This window comes from Caballeronia sordidicola, from assembly GCF_000729995.1.
Classification (GTDB): domain Bacteria; phylum Pseudomonadota; class Gammaproteobacteria; order Burkholderiales; family Burkholderiaceae; genus Caballeronia; species Caballeronia sordidicola_A.
On the sequence record NZ_JNFG01000199.1, the window covers coordinates 35,246 to 54,301 of the forward strand.

General features: G+C 59.4%; 17 protein-coding genes. 12 read left to right on the forward strand and 5 right to left on the reverse strand.

Annotation, left to right across the window (positions count from 1 at the left end; all coding sequences use genetic code 11):
• The first annotated feature begins 76 nt into the window (after nucleotides 1-76).
• The 5 genes from FH08_RS0134960 to FH08_RS0134980 all read left to right on the forward strand — a co-directional run bounded on the left by FH08_RS0134960 (nucleotide 77) and on the right by FH08_RS0134980 (nucleotide 7,922).
• On the forward strand, nucleotides 77-2,230 hold the full coding sequence (locus FH08_RS0134960) for an ATP-binding protein (RefSeq protein ID WP_031362787.1): 2,154 nt from the start codon (nucleotides 77-79) through the stop codon (nucleotides 2,228-2,230).
• Entirely contained in the window at nucleotides 2,227-4,263 is a 2,037-nt protein-coding gene (locus tag FH08_RS0134965) for a response regulator (protein WP_051888768.1), read from the forward strand. The genes FH08_RS0134960 and FH08_RS0134965 overlap by 4 nt, the downstream gene beginning before the upstream one ends.
• On the forward strand, nucleotides 4,260-4,892 hold the full coding sequence (locus FH08_RS0134970; protein ID WP_031362789.1) for a response regulator: 633 nt from the start codon (nucleotides 4,260-4,262) through the stop codon (nucleotides 4,890-4,892). The genes FH08_RS0134965 and FH08_RS0134970 overlap by 4 nt, the downstream gene beginning before the upstream one ends.
• Before the next feature lie 468 nt (nucleotides 4,893-5,360).
• A complete protein-coding gene (locus FH08_RS0134975; protein ID WP_031362790.1) occupies nucleotides 5,361-5,570 on the forward strand; it encodes a hypothetical protein in 210 nt (69 codons plus the stop codon).
• Between the two features lie 609 nt (nucleotides 5,571-6,179).
• The gene (locus tag FH08_RS0134980) at nucleotides 6,180-7,922 is read left to right on the forward strand and encodes a methyl-accepting chemotaxis protein (RefSeq protein ID WP_031362791.1); all 1,743 of its coding nucleotides are present in this window, start codon (nucleotides 6,180-6,182) and stop codon (nucleotides 7,920-7,922) included.
• 114 nt (nucleotides 7,923-8,036) lie between these two features.
• On the opposite strand, the gene FH08_RS0134985 is transcribed toward FH08_RS0134980, so the two are convergent.
• On the reverse strand, nucleotides 8,037-8,960 hold the full coding sequence (locus tag FH08_RS0134985; RefSeq protein WP_031362792.1) for a LysR family transcriptional regulator: 924 nt from the start codon (nucleotides 8,958-8,960) through the stop codon (nucleotides 8,037-8,039).
• 138 nt (nucleotides 8,961-9,098) lie between these two features.
• Between FH08_RS0134985 and FH08_RS0134990 the strand changes: the two genes are divergently transcribed.
• A complete protein-coding gene (locus FH08_RS0134990) occupies nucleotides 9,099-9,854 on the forward strand; it encodes an SDR family oxidoreductase (protein WP_031362793.1) in 756 nt (251 codons plus the stop codon).
• A gap of 35 nt (nucleotides 9,855-9,889) precedes the next feature.
• On the opposite strand, the gene FH08_RS0134995 is transcribed toward FH08_RS0134990, so the two are convergent.
• The 3 genes from FH08_RS0134995 to FH08_RS0135005 all read right to left on the reverse strand — a co-directional run bounded on the left by FH08_RS0134995 (nucleotide 9,890) and on the right by FH08_RS0135005 (nucleotide 13,194).
• A complete protein-coding gene (locus FH08_RS0134995) occupies nucleotides 9,890-11,155 on the reverse strand; it encodes an NAD(P)/FAD-dependent oxidoreductase (protein ID WP_031362794.1) in 1,266 nt (421 codons plus the stop codon).
• Between the two features lie 32 nt (nucleotides 11,156-11,187).
• Complete coding sequence (locus FH08_RS0135000) at nucleotides 11,188-12,486, reverse strand: MFS transporter (RefSeq protein ID WP_051888769.1); 1,299 nt, start codon at nucleotides 12,484-12,486, stop codon at nucleotides 11,188-11,190.
• Nucleotides 12,487-12,582: 96 nt separating this feature from the next.
• Nucleotides 12,583-13,194, reverse strand: coding sequence for a helix-turn-helix domain-containing protein (locus FH08_RS0135005; protein WP_160172536.1), 612 nt, complete (start codon nucleotides 13,192-13,194; stop codon nucleotides 12,583-12,585).
• A gap of 218 nt (nucleotides 13,195-13,412) precedes the next feature.
• On the opposite strand from FH08_RS0135005, the gene FH08_RS52745 reads away from it, so the two are divergent.
• Nucleotides 13,413-13,580 (forward strand): hypothetical protein, encoded by a 168-nt coding sequence (locus FH08_RS52745; protein ID WP_160172537.1) that lies wholly within the window; start codon nucleotides 13,413-13,415, stop codon nucleotides 13,578-13,580.
• Nucleotides 13,559-14,011 carry a hypothetical protein gene (locus tag FH08_RS0135015; RefSeq protein WP_031362797.1) on the forward strand — a complete coding sequence of 151 codons (453 nt, stop codon included), beginning with the start codon at nucleotides 13,559-13,561 and terminating at the stop codon, nucleotides 14,009-14,011. The genes FH08_RS52745 and FH08_RS0135015 overlap by 22 nt, the downstream gene beginning before the upstream one ends.
• A 91-nt stretch (nucleotides 14,012-14,102) precedes the next feature.
• On the opposite strand, the gene FH08_RS0135020 is transcribed toward FH08_RS0135015, so the two are convergent.
• The gene (locus FH08_RS0135020) at nucleotides 14,103-15,248 is read right to left on the reverse strand and encodes a porin (protein ID WP_031362798.1); all 1,146 of its coding nucleotides are present in this window, start codon (nucleotides 15,246-15,248) and stop codon (nucleotides 14,103-14,105) included.
• Between the two features lie 732 nt (nucleotides 15,249-15,980).
• Here FH08_RS0135020 and FH08_RS0135025 point away from each other — a divergent pair.
• The 4 genes from FH08_RS0135025 to FH08_RS0135040 all read left to right on the forward strand — a co-directional run bounded on the left by FH08_RS0135025 (nucleotide 15,981) and on the right by FH08_RS0135040 (nucleotide 19,009).
• A complete protein-coding gene (locus FH08_RS0135025; protein WP_051888770.1) occupies nucleotides 15,981-16,292 on the forward strand; it encodes a DUF4148 domain-containing protein in 312 nt (103 codons plus the stop codon).
• A gap of 251 nt (nucleotides 16,293-16,543) precedes the next feature.
• Nucleotides 16,544-16,756: a DUF4148 domain-containing protein gene (locus FH08_RS0135030; protein ID WP_031362800.1), complete on the forward strand. Its 213-nt coding sequence runs from the start codon at nucleotides 16,544-16,546 to the stop codon at nucleotides 16,754-16,756.
• Nucleotides 16,757-16,891: 135 nt separating this feature from the next.
• A complete protein-coding gene (locus FH08_RS0135035; RefSeq protein WP_031362801.1) occupies nucleotides 16,892-17,572 on the forward strand; it encodes a response regulator transcription factor in 681 nt (226 codons plus the stop codon).
• Between the two features lie 57 nt (nucleotides 17,573-17,629).
• The gene (locus FH08_RS0135040) at nucleotides 17,630-19,009 is read left to right on the forward strand and encodes a sensor histidine kinase (RefSeq protein ID WP_031362802.1); all 1,380 of its coding nucleotides are present in this window, start codon (nucleotides 17,630-17,632) and stop codon (nucleotides 19,007-19,009) included.
• Nucleotides 19,010-19,056: the final 47 nt, after the last annotated feature.

Here is a 19,056-nt window from a genome sequence, read left to right on the forward strand (position 1 = left end):
GCCACCGTTAGACCACCGCCGCCAGAGCGCGCAGAATAGGCAAATCAAGAAACCAAGGCGGTCCTGAGGAAGAACTATGGCGCTCCACACATTCGGCGGACTTTGGGATCTGGTCGGCCGCCACCGCAGCAGTGTCTTGATGCGGCTGCTCGCTACAGTGTTCCTGTTCAGTTGCACGGTCACGCTCACGCTCACAGCGCTTCAACTGTATCGCGATTATCACCGGGGGGTGATGGTCGTCGAAAGCCGGCTGGCGGAGATCGATAGCAGTTATCGGGGTAGTCTGGGCGAAGCGCTCTGGCGCCTCGACCGGCCGCAACTCGAACTCCAGCTCGACGGCATTCTCCATTTGCCGGACATTCGGCTGGCCGAAGTCACCGAGTCGATCGCGAGCGACAGCTCCATGGTGGTCTCCGCCGGAAGCCATTCTCGCGGGCCGGTCATGGTGCGCAGTTTTCCGATCGTGTATCGCATCCAGGGCCACGAGGAATCGATCGGCACGCTGCGCGTCGAGGCAACCCTCGCCAACCTGTACAACGAACTGTTCAGGACAGCACTGGTGATCTTGCTGAGCCAGGGCGCCAATACGTTTCTCGTGTCGCTGTTCACCATCTACATTTTCTCGCGGCTCGTCATGCGCCATCTCGCCACTGTGGCGCGGCGCGTCGAAAGTTACGACTTCCGGCAGGCGCCGCAAGCCTTCACGCTGCATCGCCGCCGGCCACGCCGTCCAGACGAACTCGAACGGGTAGTGGCCGCGTTCGACTCCATGTGCGCGCGCCTTCACCGCGCCTATAACGACGAGCGGGAAGCGGCCGAGGGTCGTGAAGCCCGGCGCACCGCCGAGGCGGCCAATCGAGCGAAATCCGAATTCCTCGCCAACATGAGCCATGAATTGCGCACGCCGCTGAACGGCATCCTGGGGTACGCGCAGGTGCTCGGCCGGGACCGGACGCTCAGTGAGCGCCAGCGCGACGGGCTCGGCGTGATTCAGCGCAGCGGCGAACACCTGCTTGCGCTGATCAACGATATTCTCGATATTGCCAAGATCGAGGCCGGCAAAATGCCGTTCGATATTGTTGCGGTGTCACTCCCCGGGCTACTCGGCGACGTCGAGGAAATCATTCGTGTGAAGGCCGAGCAAAAGCAGCTAGTCTTCGTGTGCGACGCGGCTCGGGACGTGCCTAACGCCGTGCGTGCAGATGAACGGCGGTTGCGCCAGGTACTGCTCAACCTGCTGGCAAACGCAGTGAAGTTCACCGACAGCGGCACCGTGAGCCTGCGCGTGGCGCCCTTGCCGGATGGGCGGATCCGCTTCACGGTGGAAGATACCGGGATGGGCATTGGCGACATGCAACACGAGCTGATCTTCGAACCCTTCGAGCAAACCGGCGCCGAACAACGGCATCGTGGAGGAGCCGGGCTTGGGCTTGGCATCAGCCGGCAACTCATGCGTTCGATGGGAAGCGACATCCTGGTCGAGAGCCGCAAGGGCGAGGGCAGCACCTTCTGGTTCGACCTCGAAGCGGTACCGGTCCCGTCCGTGTCGCAAGAGTCCCATGCCGCGTGGGTGGTCACCGGCTACGCGGGAGCGCGCAGGAGCGTGCTGGTCATCGACGACGTGGCCACCAACCGCGCGGTGGTGGTCGACATGCTGGGGCAGATCGGCTTCGACATGATCGAAGCGGCCAGCGGTCAGGAGGCGCTGGATAAAGCTCAGGTGAAACGCCCATCGCTGATCCTGACAGACATCGTGATGCACGAGATGGACGGACTCGAAACCATGCGCCGCTTACGGCTTCTGCCGGACTTTGCCGCTGTGCCGATCATCGCGATCTCCGCCAGCCCGACGGGCGGCGCCGAAAGGCGCAGCCTCAGCGCCGGCGCCGACGCGTTCGTGGCGAAACCCATCCATCTCGACACGCTGCTGATGAAGATTGCCGCGCTGCTCCCGCTCACCTGGACGTATGCGCCGCTTGGCGAGCCGCTGGCCCAGCCTGCTGCGACGATGCCGTGCCCGGCCGTGCCTTCGCAAGAAATGCAGGACCTGCACCGGCTCGCGCGTCAAGGCAACATGCGCGAGATCGTGTTGTGGGCCGAACGCATCGCCATCCTCGACGAGCGTTATAGCGCGTTCGCTGCTGAGTTGCGCTCGCTGGCAAAGAACTATCGGACCAAGGCGATCGTGCAATTCGTCGAGCGGCATCTTGAAGGGGGGCACGCGTCATGAATGACACAAACGACACGACCATCGATCTGGCACCCGCGACGCTGGAAGCGCCTGCGGTCCTGATCGTGGACGACATGCCCGCTAACCTGAGTGTCGTGGTGGAGAGTCTCGAGGGGCAGGGCTTTCGCGTGCTCGTGGCACTGGATGGTCTGGAAGCGCTGGAACGGGCGGCGTTCTCGCGACCGGATCTCATCCTGCTTGATGTCAAGATGCCCGGCATAGACGGCTACGAAACCTGCCGGCGGCTTAAATCGAACAGTGAAACCAGTGACATTCCAGTGATCTTCATGACGGCGATGTCCGCGACTGCCGACGTGATCGAAGGGCTGGCAGCGGGCGGCGTCGACTATGTGACCAAGCCGATCCGGGTGGACGAGGTCGTGGCGCGTATTGGGACGCATCTGGCATTGCGCACGCTGCAGCAGCAACTCGTTACGAGGAACATGCAGTTGCAGCATGAAATTGCCGCACGCGAAAAGACGCAAAAGGCGTTAAGCGATGCCCGCGATGAACTCGAAGCGCGGGTAGCGCAACGCACCGAGGAACTGGCGCGGGCCAATGTCAGCCTTAACCTGGAGATTGTCGAACGCCGAGGCGTGGAGGCGCGGCTGAAGGAAAGCGAGGCGCGGTTTCGCGCGATCGTGGAGACGAGTCCGGTTCCGCTGTGCATCACGTCCATGCCGGAAGGCGACATCCTCTACATGAACCTGCCGATGCACGAACTCTTTGGGCTCGATACGACGCAACCGGCGCTTGGTAACATTATCGACTTGTATGCTGCGCCCAAGGAGCGCGGCGAGCTGGTGTGCCACCTGCGCGACGAGGGAAGTCTGCGTAACACCGAGCTGAGTTTCAGGCGGCCGAACGGCACCTCGTTCTGGGCCGTGGCGAACGCACGCGTTGCGACCTACGGCGACGTTCCGGCAATTTATGTAGGGCTATACGACATCACGGCGCGCAGGAGGGCCGACGAGAAGCTGCGAGCGAGCGAAGCGAGCCTCGCCAATGCGCAGCGTCTTGCGCGGCTCGGCGACTGGGCATGGGATCGCGATAGCGGGCTCACGCACTGGTCGAACGAGCTCTACCGCATTCTCGGATTGGAACCCTCGATCGTGAAGCCGTGTTATAGCGTGTATCTCGCGCTGGTTCATCCCGACGACCAGGCCACCATCAGGCGCGCGGTACGTGTACTGCTCTCCAAGGGACAACCCTTTGGTATCGACCATCGCATCACGAGTCCGGACGGGACGACACGCATCGTCCGGCTCCAGGCAGAACTCTTGGATATGCGAGAGGGGCAGTCGTGGGGTATTGTCGGCACCGTCCAGGACATCACCGAAAGGAAGCGTACCGAGGAGGAACTGCTGGCGTCGCGCGAACAATTGCGCGAGTTGTCGGCCTATCTGGAGGCAATCCGGGAAGAGGAGCGGCGTCTTATAGCATTGGAGGTTCACGACGAACTGGGCCAGTTGCTTACCGCGCTGAAAATGGATGTTGCGCTGCTCAAGATGCGTGTAGTCGCCGACGCGGAAGCTACCCGGAAGATCGATGACATCCGCGAGCTGGTGGAGAAAACCATGTGGATGGTGCGTAACGTCGCGAGCCATTTGAGACCGGCGGCGCTCAACTTCGGTATTGTGTCGGCCTTGGAGTGGCTTGCCGAGGACTTCAGCCGGCGCAACGGCATGCCTTGTCAACTGGTAGTGCGGGGCGGTGAGCCGACCCTTGCGGACGCCCATGCAACGGCCGTGTTCCGTATTGTCCAGGAGTCGCTCACGAACGTATCGCGGCATGCCGGCGCGTCGCGCGTGGCGGTGACACTTGTCAGTACTGACCTCGCGCTCGATCTTCGGGTGAGCGACGACGGTCAGGGCTTTGACCTGGAGTCGGAGCAAAGCGGCTACTCGTACGGCTTGCTGGGCATGAGTGAACGGGCGCGCCTGATAGGCGGGACACTTCAAGTCGATAGTGCTCCGGGTGCCGGAACCATGGTTTCAATCAATTTGCCGCTGGATAGCGGGCGGGAACGATGATTAGTATTTTTATAGCGGATGACCACGCGATCGTAAGAAGCGGGCTGAAGCAGATCGTAGCCACTACGAGCGATATTACCGTGGTCGGGGAAGCCGGGCACGGGTCTGAAGTCGTCGACAAGCTGCGTGCTTGCCGCGTGGACCTGCTGTTGCTCGATATGACCATGCCGGGCATTAGCGGCGTGGATCTGATCCGGCGCGTGCGGGCGGAACAGCCCGCGTTACCGATCCTGGTGCTGAGCATTCACAACGAGGGACAGGTGGTGTCGCGGGCGTTACGTGCGGGCGCGACGGGCTATGTGACCAAGGACAGCGACCTTGAGGTGCTGCTCGCTGCGATCCGCAAGCTGGCGGCGGGTGGGCGCTTCATTGATCCGAAGCTGGTCGATGCAATCGTTTTCGACTCGCCTTCCAGCGACGGGCCGCCGCATGAGATTCTCTCGGACCGCGAGTTCCAGGTGCTGCAAATGCTGGCCGCCGGTAATAGCATCAATGATATTGCCGACGCATTGTCGCTAAGTGCAAAGACCATCAGCACGCACAAGATGCGGCTCATGCAGAAGCTCGGGCTCAATAACAATTCGGAAGTGATTCGTTATGCCGTTCGGCACGGCCTCGTGACTGAGTAAGGGAATGAAAAACTCGGAACACACACTCCTTACACTCCGGTATCAACCCTGGCCATCTGAATCCACAGGGTTGCCCTGTCAGGAAATCCTTATAGTCATTGCAGGATATTCCTAGTTCAAATTCCGCTTCTGCCGACTGGAAAATAGATTGGAACCAGATAGCATGATGTCATGCAAAGGGGTGCGAGCAGTACGCCGGTAGCGGCAAAATCCTCAGGTCTTTAGCAAGGTCTCGTAAGGGTCGCTAAAGGTCGCAGCGGTTCAAGTGCTGGTCTGTTTGTTTGGTATTTTCATGGCGGGGGGGGGTGGTTGCGATTGTGCTTCGTCACAATCATCCGTCTGCGGCCCGGCTCTCGGTGTTCTTTCATCACGATGGTTCTTGGCAAGTAATCCCGCCGTGCGGGAAGGCTTTGATGGAGCGCGTCCGGGTGGCAGCTTGACGACGCTGGTGAGTTTTACGGAGATTCCATGGACAACAAATCCGGGCTGGAACGACAGGAAGATGTGTATGAGCTTAAAGGCTGGATCAGCGTCTGGTACGACCAGGCGGTCGCCGCGCGGTTCATCGACCCACCTTTCGTTCTTGACGATACGATTGCGGACCGTCTTCAAGGTTACTTCGACGTCGGCCTGACGCCAGACGACGCCGTCCATGCTTTTTTCGGTGTGATGCACTGACGCTCACGCTGCCGCCAACGGTGGTTGCGGCAAGTTTGTAGAACCTTCAGCGGCCCATGTGCCGGGGAGGTTGAGTTGTAAGCTGGCTCTCAGTTCTAGCCCTCCCCTCGGAGCTAGAATTTCAGGCGCCGTGTTCGCACGGCGCCTTTTTTTTGGTTGTTGAGGACGATCGTATTAGCGATCGCCCTGACAGACCATTCTTCACTCGCGGTCTTTAACACGCGACATGGATACACCCCGCCATCACATGATCGTCCGAACGAATGCGTAGTGGACGAGAACAGGACACATGTTATTCGCGCCTCATTTTCAGCCGCGAATCCATGGGCGGGAAAAACACCTTGTTCCAATCAAAACTTGGAAGCCCATGTTGCTCGTGGTGGACAAGCCTAAGACAAATCTATTTGCCGACTATTTATTTTTTTAGCAAACGTTTGTCTCGCAAAAGCCCTCTCCAGTTCGCACCGCCTCCGCCGTAGTACATACAGAGAAAAGCAGAGCAGCGTCCTGCATTCTACAAAGATCAATGTCTGGCCGATTACATGCACCAATGCCTGAGTCGAGCTTGCTTGAGCGTTTCACATTATTGTCATCAAGGGGAATTATCAAATGAACTTCGGATCGCTGACCGTTAAAACCAAGCTTTCATGGAGCTTTGGTCTGTTGATCTTCATGCTTGTCGCCATCTCGATCTTTTCACTCAAGGCGCTTAGCGACGCGAATAGTCAATTCTCCAATTACGTTTCCGGCATAGAAGTACGCGCGCGTCTTGCAGAGACGGTGCGCACGTCAGTAGATCGGCGCGCAATCGCGGCGCGCGATCTTGTCTTGGTGACTAAACCCGCTGACCTCGATGCGGAGAAAACCGAGGTGACCAAAGCCCACGAGGACGTACAAAACGCGTTGCGTCAACTGAGCGAACGGGTCAAGGACACCAGTGCCTCCGACAAGGCACGCAGCCTCGTGGCCGAAATCAGCCGCGTAGAGAGTCTCTATGGTCCGGTTGCGATGAACATCGTCAACGCGGCGCTTACCAACAGGCGCGACGAAGCCATCACTATGATCGATGACCAGTGCCGCCCGCTTCTCGCTCAGTTGATCAAGGCGACCAACGACTATTCCGAGTACACCGCCGAGAGCGCGAAGGCAATGGAGGAGCAGTCAGCGCTTGACTATTCAAACAAGCGCACGCTGCTTATCGCGACCTGCCTGCTCGCTCTCGCCATGGCGATTGGCGCGGCCACGCTGATCATTCGCGGGCTGACCCAGGCCCTGGGCGCCGAACCTGTCGCGCTTGGCGAAGTAACTCAACGGGTGGCAAGCGGGGACCTGAGTCTGGTTCGCGGGGCCGATCTCGCCCCCGCCGGCAGCGTACTCGCGTTGATGGGCGCAATGCAAAGCAGCCTGGTCAAGTTGATCGGCGACGTCAGGATCGCGGCCGACAGTATTTGCACCGGCTCCAGCGAGATTGCATCGGGCAACATCGACTTGTCGGCGCGCACAGAGCAGCAGGCGTCGTCATTGCAGGAAACCGCGGCAAGCATGGAAGAGCTGACCTCGACGGTCAAACAAAACGCAGAAAGCGCGGCACAGGCGAGTTCCCTGGCATCAAATGCATCAGAAGTGGCGGCGAAGGGCAGCAGCGTCGTAGGGCAGGTTGTCGAGACCATGGCCGACATCAGCGAGAGCTCCACGAAGATCGCAGATATCACCGGGATCATCGAAGGGATCGCGTTCCAGACCAATATCCTCGCGCTGAATGCAGCTGTCGAAGCCGCTCGCGCCGGCGAACAGGGCAGGGGATTTGCAGTTGTTGCGAGCGAAGTGCGCAGCCTCGCCCAACGTTCCTCGAGCGCCGCGAAGGAAATCAAGGACCTGATCTCTTCGTCGGTGCAGAAGATCCAGACCGGTTCCGGGCTCGCCAGCGAAGCGGGCCGCACCATGTCGGAAGTCACGAACGCTGTCGCTCGCGTGAACGACATCATGGGAGAGATCGCTGCGGCTTCGGGCGAGCAAAGTCGCGGCATCGAGCAAGTCAACACCGCAATCACGCAAATGGATGAAGTGACGCAGCAAAACGCCGCGCTGGTCGAGCAGGCGACAGCGGCTTCGCAATCGCTCGAGGATCAGGGGCGCAAACTCACCCAGGCAGTGTCTTCGTTCCGGCTGGGCACCGAACATTCAGTGGGATATGCAACGCCGGTCATAAGCGCGAAAGCCCCGCCGAGGACGCAAGTCAAACCGCGTCCGGTGTCTCGGGAGAAGGTCGCGAATGGAGCGCGGGTGTTGCGTGCATCGGCGAAGCCCGCAACCAGCGGCAGCACGTCGAATGCGGAGTGGGAGGCGTTTTAACGCGTCGGGCGGGTAGGTTGTGGCCGTGGTGGCGGGTCTTTCCTCGTGCCGGATTGACCGCCAGCTGGCATGCTGTTGAGAGAATCGCCCAGAGCGCGAAGTTAGCCCGACACGTCAGCCCGACACATAAGGCCCATGCTGCAGCTCCGATTTCTCCAGCGCTGCCAGCACGGCGTCGAACACGAGCCGTATGCGTGCGGGCACCGGTCCTCGCTGCGGTCTATAGACGTAGACCGGCCACGGCTCCGGCGCAATGTCGTCCAGTACGCTTATCACCTTGCCTGCACGCAGCAAGGGCAACGCGAGATAACTCACGATCTGTCCAAACCCCAGCCCCGCAACCACGGCGCGGCACTCGCACTCTCCATCGTCGGTCTGGAACGCAAGGTTTGTCGGCGTCATTTGCTGCCCGTTGGAAAACTGCCAGGGCCACACACGCCCGGTGTTCCGGTCGATGAATCCCGTCGATGGCAGCAGCGCAAGCTCAGCCAGATCCGCGGGACGGCCCACGCGTGCGAGAAGCTTTGGACTGGCAATGACGGAGAAGCCCACATGCGATGCAGGGCGCACCACGAAGCGACTGTCACGCATGAAGCCGATCCGCACGCCAATGTCGATCTGCTCCGCAATGGGGTCGCTGATCGCATCGGATAAACGCAGGTCGAGCGTGATGCGGGGATGCTTCTCGGCAAGACGCACTAGCGCGGGCATGAGAAAACGCTCGCCGATGGACTTGGGTGTGGTCAACCGGACCAGCCCAGCAATCTCGGCATCGATCTCGCTGTCTTTTGGTCTCAAGAGATCATCCATCTGCCGCACGAGCTCGCGCGCCCGCTGAGCAAACGCTTCTCCTGCTTCGGTCGCGCGCACGCGCCGGGTGTTGCGATGGAAGAGGATTTCGCCCACCAGTGCTTCCGCTTCCTGGACGGCTCGGGTGATTGCCTGAGGCGAGGTGCCCAGCCGGGTAGCCGCTTCCTTAAAGCTCTGTGCTTCAACAGCTGCGCAATAGATACGCAACATTTCAAGGCGATTCTGCATGACGGGTTCCCGGTTTTGATTCCATAAAATGGAATTATGAAATCGTATCATTTCCATTGAATGGTCGGCTTGCGATTCTCATACTGTCTTCTGTCGAGGGGGCGTTCGTCCTCTCAGGAACACAGGAGCCTGTCAACAATGAGCAATAACGTCAGCAGTGGAATCGAAGGCAAGGTCGTTGTGATCACCGGCGCGAGCAGCGGGCTTGGTGAAGCCACGGCGCGTCATTTGTCGGCGAAAGGGGCCGCGCTTGTATTGGGTGCACGGCGTCTGGACCGGCTCGAGAGCATTGCCGCCGAGTTGCGCGAAGCGGGCGGCAAGGTCGAGGTAATGGCCGCCGATGTCACCCGCCGCGCAGATGTCCAGGCGCTGGTCGATCAGGCAGTGAGCGCTTACGGACGCGTGGATGTAGTGATCAACAACGCAGGGTTCATGGCGATCGCGCCCATGTCGGAGATGAAGGTCGACGAGTGGGAACGCATGATCGACATCAACATCAAGGGCGTGCTGTACGGAATCGCCGCCGCGTTACCGGTATTCCAGAAGCAGGACAGCGGCCACTTCATCAACATTTCATCGGTAGCGGGCATCAAGGTTTTCAGCCCCGGTGGCACGGTCTATAGCGGCACCAAGTTTGCCGTGCGCGCGATCTCTGAAGGGCTGCGCCACGAAGTCGGCGCTTCGATCCGCACGACGATCATCCTGCCAGGCGCGGTCGACTCCGAGCTTAAGCTCGGCAGCTCGCATGAAGAGAGCGCGAAGGTGGTGGGGCAGTTTTATCAGCAAGCGATCCCCGCGGATTCGGTGGCCCGCGCGATTGCCTACGCGATCGAGCAACCGGGCGATGTCGATATCAACGAGATCGTGCTGCGTCCGACCATGCAGGAGTTCTGATAGGGGTACCGGCAGACCGCTTGTCCGGTCGAGTCTCAAGAATTAAATCTGTCCAGCCGGAACGCCCTGGGGTCCACTCTTGGCGTGTCTCCGGTCACCAGGTCCGCCATCAACGCACCGGCTGCCGGGCCAATGCCAAAACCATGCCCCGAAAATCCAGCGACCAGGAAGAACCCTGGAATCTTGCCGACCTCCGAGATGACCGGCACGGCATCTGGCGTGACATCGATAAACCCGGCCCAGGCTTGCGCAACCGTCGCATTCTTGAACGCTGGGAACGCATGTTTCAACTTGCCTAGCGCGCCATCGACCATCTTCATGGTCGGCGGCGGATCGAGCGTCCGGCAGGCTTCGAACGGTGTGGGGGCGTCGAGGCGAAAGTGGCGCGGTATCTTGAGTTCTTCTACAAAACGCTTGCCTACGCGAAGCTTCAGGTACTTGCGTTCCGCCATCCATGCCGGCAAGAACTGACGGCACAGGCGGATGCTGTCTGGTGTGAGGTCAGCTATCGAGGCGCCGAGTTGCGAGACTGTATAACCTCCGTCAGCACGCTTGCGGCATGTAAAGTCCGACCCATTGATCGCCATGTCCAAGCCAGTCTCTAGTGGCCCTGTCCGCAGCACTGACGCATGTACCTTCAACTGCGGGAAATCAACGGCATTGTTGCCGCAAAAAAGCCGTGACCAAGCACCACCTGCCAGCACTACGGACGCACACTTCACCACACCACGCTCGGTGACAACTGCCGACGTTCTTCCCGCGCTGGTCTCCAGCCCGCGAACCGCGCACTGTTCGAACACTAGCGCACCGGCGTCCGTCGCCAGTCTGGCGATTGCAGCGGTGGCGAGCGTGGGTTCGGCAACGCCATCGCCCGCACTGTACAAAGCACCGATCCACGGCCGGTTCGAGGCGGGAATAAGACGCGCCAGTTCGTCGCGTCCCAGCAGTTTGCCTTCCGTGCCCGTGCCTTTGGCCGAGTCGAGCCAAGTTTGATGACGGGCCATCTCCTTGTCCGTTTCCGCCAGATAGGCGAGGCCGGTGCGCCGATATCCCACGTTGATGCGCGCCTGGATGTCGGCCCACATATCGTTCGCTATAGCCGATAACGGCAACTCTTTCGGATCACGCCCGACCGTGCGAATCCATCCCCAGTTGCGCGACGACTGTTCGCCCGCGACCGTACCCTTTTCGAATACGGCTACACGTACTCCCTTGCGTGCCAGCGCGAGCGCAGTGCTGATACCAATAATGCCGCCTCCGACGATCGCAACATCGATCTCCGCAGGCAATGTCGAACGCATGTCATGTCCTTGAAAATAAGCGGTCGATGATGTCAGTGGGCACGGCTTCGGCTTGCCGATAAGCCCACTAGCGCGACCACGCCGATCACGATCACGTAATAAGCCGGCGACATGATGCTGCCCGTCTGTGCAACAAGGAAGCCGACGACGAGCGGTGTGACGCCACCGAAAAATGTCTGAGATGCAACGTAGGCGATCGACACGCCGGTTGTCCGGCACGACGTTGGAAAGAGCTGCGACAGGAGTGAGCCGACCGGCGCGTAATAGAAGCTGTAGAACACCAGCGACATCGCGCATTGAAACAGGATCAGCGACTGGAACGAGGGCGTATGTGTCAGCACGAAGAACATGGGAAAGATCATGATCAGGCCGGCGATCAACGCAATCCGCATGACCTTGATGGTGCCGAATCGGTCGGCAGCCAGTCCGCCGAAGATCGGAAAGATCGTGCTGACGAGGCCGCTGAAGATGGATGCAATGAATGCGGAATCCTTAGCTATCCCGAGGTTATTGATAGCGAACGTCGGCATGTAGATGTTCAGAAAACTTGCCACATTGCCCGCCGCCACGACGGCCGCGCCGATGAGCAGGAAACGCTTGTGAGAGGCAAAGACTTCGGCAAGCGGCCGATGCGGTTTGTCAGCGACTTCCTCGAACTCGCGCGTCTCGTTGATCTTGCTGCGTATATACAGTCCGACCGGACCGATCAGGCAGCCGAAGATGAACGGCGCGCGCCATCCCCACGAATCGACCTGCTCCTGCGAAAGATAGTGATTGATCAGATAAGCAAACAGCGACGCGGTCAGCACCGCCAGGCCCGAGGTCGAGAACTGCAGGCTGGCGAAGAACGCTTTCGTGCGCGGGTTTTGCTCGGTCAGGTAAGAGTTCGCACATCCGAATTCACCGCCGACCGAGAACCCTTGCAGCAGGCGTCCGAACACGAGCAGGGCGGGCGCCCATGCACCAATCACCCGATACGTCGGAATCACCGCCATCAGGAAGGTGCCGCACAGCATCAGGAATGCAGCGATGGTCAGCGCGGCGCGGCGGCCGCGCTTATCGGCGTAGATGCCCAGCACGACCGCGCCAACGGGCCGTATCACGTACGCACTCGCGAAGGTCAGCAGGCTGTACAACAAGGCCGACTGCGGGTTGCCGGTGCGGAAAAACAGGCGCGAGATGGTGATCGCGAACATGGCGTAGACGAGCAGGTCGAACCACTCGAAAAACGTGCCCACGTTCGCCGCCGCCACGTCACGAATCTTGTGCGTGGATGCCTGCGTGGATGATGGAATGCCGTCCGGGCCGATACTGCCGATCGCCTGTTTCATCTTTGCGTCCTGTGTCGTGAGCACCGGCCGGTCGGGGCGCGGTGTGTCCAGTACAGCTAAGTAGGCGCACAAGACTGGCCGCGCCCAGGCGAAAACCTAAACGTAGAAGTGGTTGCTGTTGATGACGAGAATGGTGGTGGGCGACTCCCAGCCGTTTTCCCATCTGTAGCGATGGCCTGACGGAAAACCATATATGTCCCCGGCTTCCAGCAGCATTTCCTGGTCGTCGACGAACAGGCGCAGCTTGCCGCGCACGACGTAACCAATCTTGTCGCCGGTCTGCAGGACGAAGTTCACGTCGGATACGGCGCCCGCGCCGATCTCCATGAGGAACCCTTCCATGACCGAGCAGCCCGCGGGTGTCACCCGATATTTAGTGACGCCGCCGACGCTCACCGGCTTGCGGTCCGCGAGCCGTACGACAAAGTCTGCGCCTGCACCATCTTGCGCAGAGGGCGCATTGCGCTCGTCGAACAAGGCGGCGCCATCCACGCCCAGCGCATGGCAGATGTTGCGAAGCACGCGAATGGAAGGGGAACTGATACCGCGCTCGATCTGGCTGAGCATGCTGACAGACAGGCCGGCTTGCTCTGCCACGTGCTTCAGACGCAGGTCCTGCGCCTTGCGCATGGCGCGCAAGCGGCCGCCGATGACCACGTCCTGCTCGTGCACAGGGGCGTTCGTCAACGGCAAGGAGTCTTCGGACACGGTATCGCCTTGTAGGGACAGTGGATCAATAATTACACTGTGATGAAGTTTCATCCAGAAAATTATTGTTTTCAAGCAAACAATAAGGATCTGGTGAAATTTTGCGCTAAATTAGCCGGACGACGCGCGACGTGGCCGGCGACGAAAGCTCACGATTCTTCAGGTAATTTCCCCGTGGCCGCCTGCGAGCAACAGCTTCCCGACGAAGCTAACGAGCCATGCTGAAGGACCGCAAGATCAAGCTGGGTTTGTCGATGCGCTACCTTGGCTACCACGTTGCCGCGTGGCGGCATCCTGCTGTGCCCGCCGACGGCGCCGTGCACGTCGAGTACTTCCTGCAGAGCGCGAGGAAGCACAGGCGAAATTGGACGAGCTTCAGGCGCTGATCGATCCGCCAAGCGGGCTTGCGATGCTGCATGGTTATCTCCGCGACCTGTCCGCCTACGATGTCGACGGTCCCGTGCCCGAGGTTGCGGTCATTAGCAATCAGGTGCGCAGCATTGCCGAGAACCTGTTGCATCTGGCGCGTAAAGACAAGCTGAGTATCCGCCAGCTTTATCAGACCCTGGCAGCGGGGAATGGCTGCCGTGTGTTGATCGGTACGCCGGCTGGCGTGGTGGACGACTTGCAGCACTGGTTCGAGAGCGGAGCCGCCGACGGCTTCAATATTTGTCCGGCGACGTTGCCGCAAGGAATTGATGATCTCGCTGAGTTGGTGATTCCTGAAATGCGCCGCCGTGGCCTGTTTCGAACGGAGTATGAGGGCACTACACTGCGCGAGAACCTTGGTTTGAAGCGCGTGGCGTTCGGGGCTTAGCGACCAGACTGATTCGCCCAGCCCCTTGCGTGAATCTTACGCAAGGGGTTACACGAGGAAGAACCACTGGCGCCCCCTCCGGTGCGAACGATCAGAACCGGTGTGTCATCGCCAACCGGGCCATCATCTGATTGCCGGTTGAAGAGATCCCCGATGAACCCGGGATATCGGCATTGTCGAATTGCGTCCCCGTGTTGCCATTCACGTGTTGATATGCGCCTTGAATATAGACCGACGTACGCGTGCTGAGGTCATAGTCAAGCATCAAGGAAAATTGATTGTACTTAGGCATGGAGCGGCCGGTCGTAGCTGAAATGTGAGCGAACGTATAAGTGTAGGCAGCCGCCATCCAGAAATCAGGCTTGAAGAAGTACTGGCCGTTGACTTCGAAGTTGTCGAACTTCCACGAGTTCTGAGTTCCTGCCACCGGCTGCTCCGTGAAGTACGAGTTGCCAGTCGGGTTGTAGACATCGACATGCGAATAGGCGAATGCCAACATCGCCTTGTTCGAGAACGTGTACGACACGCCCGCGTCAATGTTCTGCTGCGAGTCAGCCGTAAAGACCGTTGTATCGTTTGACACGGCACCCGAAGCATTGGCTCCGCCGCTATTGGTCTTCATGTACGCGAGAGCCGCAGCAAAGCCCCCCATCTTGTAGGTACCCGCGGCACTGTACATGCGGTTCGTCGCAAACCCGCCCGCCTGGTTGCTGAAGCCGTACATGGCTTCTCCAGTAAAGCCGCTATAGGTCGGCGACACATACTTGACCGAGTTCTGGATACGATAATCCCAGTCGGAGTTATCGTTGTCGAACGGATGCGCCGCCAGATCGCCAATGGTGTTGCCGGCAGCCGTGAACCCGCTCCACATGTCGATAGTGGGATCGTACTGACGGCCCAGCGTGAACGTACCATACTGAGCTGACGATAGGCCAACGTAAGCTTGACGTCCAAACTCAAGACCGCCTTGACCCAGTTGCCCGTTGTTCGTGTTGAAGCCATTCTCCAAAAGGAAGATTCCCTTCAGTCCATTGCCCAGGTCCTCACTTCCTTTCAAGCCCCAGCGGCTACCCACGGTGTCGCCACTGACCATTTCGTAGCCGCGATGGCCTTGACCATTACTCGTAAAGTCAAACCCTTCGTCGATCAGGCCATAGAGTGTGACGCTGCTTTGCGCATGCGCGACGGTGCTCAGGAAAATTGCCGGAATCGCAGCGGCTAGCAAGGTTTTCTTCATGATTTTCCAATCCCAATGTATATAGTTTCAAATGCGTGTGTGTCGCTTGATGTCGGTTCCTGCCGCGCGAACTCGCCGCCGAAATCAAGACTTCATGAAAGCGCCCACGAAGGTTAATGAGCCGTTATTCATAGCTGGGGCGACCAACTGAAAGTCAGACTTTCAGGCGCCGGAAGAATGCCCGCTAAAGAGCGTTGCGGCTTGCTGGCGAAGCAACGGTGTAGCGCGTGAAGCATCGGGCAGGGAGGGGCGAGAACGATGCGTGTCGTGAATCCGATACAGCTGGCTTCCAAACAATTTGAATTGATGTATTGGGACCTTGCTCGAGCGCTTCGGAGGCCGCATACGCACCGCAAAAAGGGCAGCGTGAAAGCGCTGCCTCCCCAAACAGGCAGGGCAGCGTGACGTGTGAAATGGGGTTTGTAAGCGAAACGAGCCTCTGCGCAAGCGACGTGTCAACTCCACGCCATCATTCGCAAACCCTGTGCTTCTGAACAAAGTGCTCTATAGCGTGCGCTCATGCCGGTTCGTTCAGCGGGCGACATTGATATACGGCCCGACCTTGCGTCGGAGCCTCTGCGCTTGTCTTGGCGAACCTTAAATTACTCTTCATGTTACAGCGGATTTTCCGTTGCAATCAGTTCGCTATCCTGAATCTCGTCACTCGCCGCTAAACAAAACCAGCCAGGCGCAGGCGACTACCCAAGCCCAATATCTTTATGGAGAACACCCATGAAACGCCTTTCCGCTGCATTGATTACGTTTTCACTCGCCCTTACCAGCGCATCCGCGTTGGCCGCCCCAAGTCTCACGCAGGCCGAGTGTCACGACTACCCATTCACGCCGCTCAAGCATACCGTCACGCATAAACAACTGATGCAGGAATTAAGCGAGCTGGAAGCGGTCGGGTATCAACCGACCTCCGACGACAACGAATATCCGGACGATCTGCAAGACGCCGAAGCCAAGCTGCATCAGGAGTTCCGTCATGACTGCACGCCGGCGCAGGTCGCAGGGGATCCGGCCAGTCCCTCCGCGAACTAAGTCCTGAGCGTTGCCTCTGGACAGCCGTCGCCCTGAACGAAGCAAGGCGGCAATTCGACATGTCGTGCCAAGCAATGGTTCACGAAAGTTTCGATGTTGGCGTAGAGGCTTTGCCCTAGGCGCGTTTGTGTAAATATCTTTTCATGAAGCGGATGACGGACCGTTAAGGGTCCCCGCGTAGTCTTAGCACCATCGCAACGCCATTGGCCGATTGCGAGGCTTAATTCACCAGGTTCCCCAGGAGCAGCGACATGAAAAAACTTTTTTTCGCAGCCAGCCTTCTCTCATGCGCAATGTGTTCTTCGGCATTTGCTCAGTCACCGGCGAAGCCCGCTCAAGACCAATCGTGGAAACCGCCGGTCTCGACGCTCACCCGCGCGCAGGTTGAGCGCTCGCTTGTTCACGCTGAAAAAGACGGTCAGCTTAATTACCTCGATACGGTGGTTTATCGCGGTGGCCACTAAACGTCAGGCAGCTTTCTGATGCCTGTCCGTCAATTCCATTCGCCGATCTCATCGAGTCGGTTGTGGCATCATTTACCCTCTGGTAGTGCAGACGGCACCCGGTTTTTCTCCGGTGCCGACTTGGGATTGGGAACAATGACGACACGAGTGCTTACGGTAGAGGACGATCCGCTAGCAGCGAATGAGATCGTGACAGAGCTTGAAAAATGCGGGTTCGAGGTGGACTGGGTGGACAACGGACCCGACGGTCTCGCCCGTGCGATGAGCGGCGAGTATGACGTGATCATGCTCGACCGCATGCTCCCGGGACTCGACGGCCTGACTATCCTCACCACTTTGCGAACGGTTGGCATACAGGCGCCGGTGTTGATGCTAAGCGCGCTTGGCGACGTAGATGAGCGTATCCGCGGCCTGCGCGCGGGCGGTGACGATTACCTGACCAAGCCGTTTAATTCAGACGAACTCACCGCACGTCTCGAAGTACTGCTGCGGCGCCGGCGCGAAACTCCTGCACGCAATGAAACAACGCTGAACGCGGGACCGCTCCTCATCGATCTGATCTCGCGCAAGGTGACACGCGACGGCGCTGAAGTGGCGCTGCTGCCAACCGAGTATCGCATCCTGGAGTTCATGATGCGGCATGCCGGTCAAACCATCACGCGCACCATGCTGTTCGAAGCGGTGTGGGGGTATCACTTCGATCCCGGCACCAATCTGATCGACGTTCACATGGGGCGCTTGCGCAAGAAGATCGACCCTGCCGGTGCCAAAGCAACGATTCAGACCGTGCGTGGTTCGGGCTACATCCTGACGTGATCCATCTCCTATAAGCACACCTTGGCTGACTCGACGAATCGAACGCATCCTGTAGAAATGGGGCGCCGCTGGCATAACACGACGTTCAGATGGCTTTCGGTCTACGCCGTCATCTTCGCACTGTCGGTCATGGTGCTGATCGGGTTCATCGGCTGGTCCGCAACTACGCGCATGGAGTTCGATGCGGACTCCGTGTTGCATTGGCAGATCTTCTACTTCGGGTCCATCGAGGACCAGGCGCTTCCGGCGACCATCTACCGGCGCACGGAAGGCGAACACCTGAATACCAATTACTTCGGGCTGTTTGCCGCCGACGGCACCCATCTCGCCGGTGATATCCGCGTGTTGCCAGCGGACCTGCCGCTGGATCGTCAAGGTCATACGCTCAACGACAGCCTGATTGTCGCCAACCAGGCGAAGTCGCCCGTCGTCCGGGCCATGGGCATGCGTCGGCACAGCGGCGAACAGATCGTGGTGGCCCGCGATCTCACGCACGTGCTGGCTGTTCGCGAGACGATGATCAACGCGTTGGTTGGCGGGGGCTTGCTCTGCTTGATTGTGAGCATAGCCAGTGGCTTGTTGCTCAACCTGCGGCAGATGCGGCGTGTGCGCGATATTCGCCAGGTGACTTTACGGATCGCGCAGGGAGACCTGAACCGGCGTTTGCCGATCGGTGGGCGAGACGAACTGGATATGCTCGCGCATCTGGTGAATCACATGCTCGAGGAAATCGAACGGCTGATGACGGAGGTCAAGAGCGCATGCGACGGAATAGCCCATGACTTGCGTACCCCGGCCGCGCATATCCGTACCTTGCTTGCCAATGTGGCCGAACGCATGCACGTGATCCAGGATGATGGCGTCGCGCAAATGCTCGACCGTGCGCGAGTCGAAGCCGATATGCTGCTTGAGCGCTTCGGTGCGATGCTCCGCATTTCGGAGATCGGCGCCTTGAAGCGGCGTGGCGGGTTCTCGTCCGTGGATCTCACTACGCTGGTCCATGAATTGAGCGACCTGTATGAACCGCTCGCCGAGGACCGGGGAATTAGCTGGGCGGTGGCGGTCGAACAGGTTCCTGCGATGCATGGCGATCGCGCGTTGCTATTCGAAGCATTCAGCAACTTGCTCGATAACGCGATCAAGTTCGCGCCGGACAACGGGGCCGTGCGTATTGAACTGACGGATCATCCGCAGGGCGCTCTACTGGTCATTTCGGACAACGGTCCAGGTATTCCTGAGCGCGAGCGGGAGGCGGTGCTGCAGCGTTTCTACAGAGCCGATCAGACGCGTCATCTGGCGGGCTCCGGACTCGGTCTCGGCATTGTGTCGGCCGTGATGCGGTTGCACGATTTCGCGCTTCGTGTGGGCGCCAATGGTACCGGTCCCACCTTCGGTACGACGATGACGGTTGAATGCTGGCCCCACGCGCTCGAGTGAGAGGCGTGCTGATTGTCGGCTTTCCCAGATTGCCAGATTGCCAGACT

Coding starts and splice junctions, on each gene's coding strand:
- FH08_RS0134960 (WP_031362787.1), top strand. CDS start 77: ATGGCGCTCCACACATTCGGCGGACTTTGGGATCTGGTCGGCCGCCAC.
- FH08_RS0134965 (WP_051888768.1), top strand. CDS start 2,227: ATGAATGACACAAACGACACGACCATCGATCTGGCACCCGCGACGCTG.
- FH08_RS0134970 (WP_031362789.1), top strand. CDS start 4,260: ATGATTAGTATTTTTATAGCGGATGACCACGCGATCGTAAGAAGCGGG.
- FH08_RS0134975 (WP_031362790.1), top strand. CDS start 5,361: ATGGACAACAAATCCGGGCTGGAACGACAGGAAGATGTGTATGAGCTT.
- FH08_RS0134980 (WP_031362791.1), top strand. CDS start 6,180: ATGAACTTCGGATCGCTGACCGTTAAAACCAAGCTTTCATGGAGCTTT.
- FH08_RS0134985 (WP_031362792.1), bottom strand. CDS start 8,960: ATGCAGAATCGCCTTGAAATGTTGCGTATCTATTGCGCAGCTGTTGAA.
- FH08_RS0134990 (WP_031362793.1), top strand. CDS start 9,099: ATGAGCAATAACGTCAGCAGTGGAATCGAAGGCAAGGTCGTTGTGATC.
- FH08_RS0134995 (WP_031362794.1), bottom strand. CDS start 11,155: ATGCGTTCGACATTGCCTGCGGAGATCGATGTTGCGATCGTCGGAGGC.
- FH08_RS0135000 (WP_051888769.1), bottom strand. CDS start 12,486: ATGAAACAGGCGATCGGCAGTATCGGCCCGGACGGCATTCCATCATCC.
- FH08_RS52745 (WP_160172537.1), top strand. CDS start 13,413: ATGCTGAAGGACCGCAAGATCAAGCTGGGTTTGTCGATGCGCTACCTT.
- FH08_RS0135020 (WP_031362798.1), bottom strand. CDS start 15,248: ATGAAGAAAACCTTGCTAGCCGCTGCGATTCCGGCAATTTTCCTGAGC.
- FH08_RS0135025 (WP_051888770.1), top strand. CDS start 15,981: ATGAAACGCCTTTCCGCTGCATTGATTACGTTTTCACTCGCCCTTACC.
- FH08_RS0135030 (WP_031362800.1), top strand. CDS start 16,544: ATGAAAAAACTTTTTTTCGCAGCCAGCCTTCTCTCATGCGCAATGTGT.
- FH08_RS0135035 (WP_031362801.1), top strand. CDS start 16,892: ATGACGACACGAGTGCTTACGGTAGAGGACGATCCGCTAGCAGCGAAT.
- FH08_RS0135040 (WP_031362802.1), top strand. CDS start 17,630: ATGGGGCGCCGCTGGCATAACACGACGTTCAGATGGCTTTCGGTCTAC.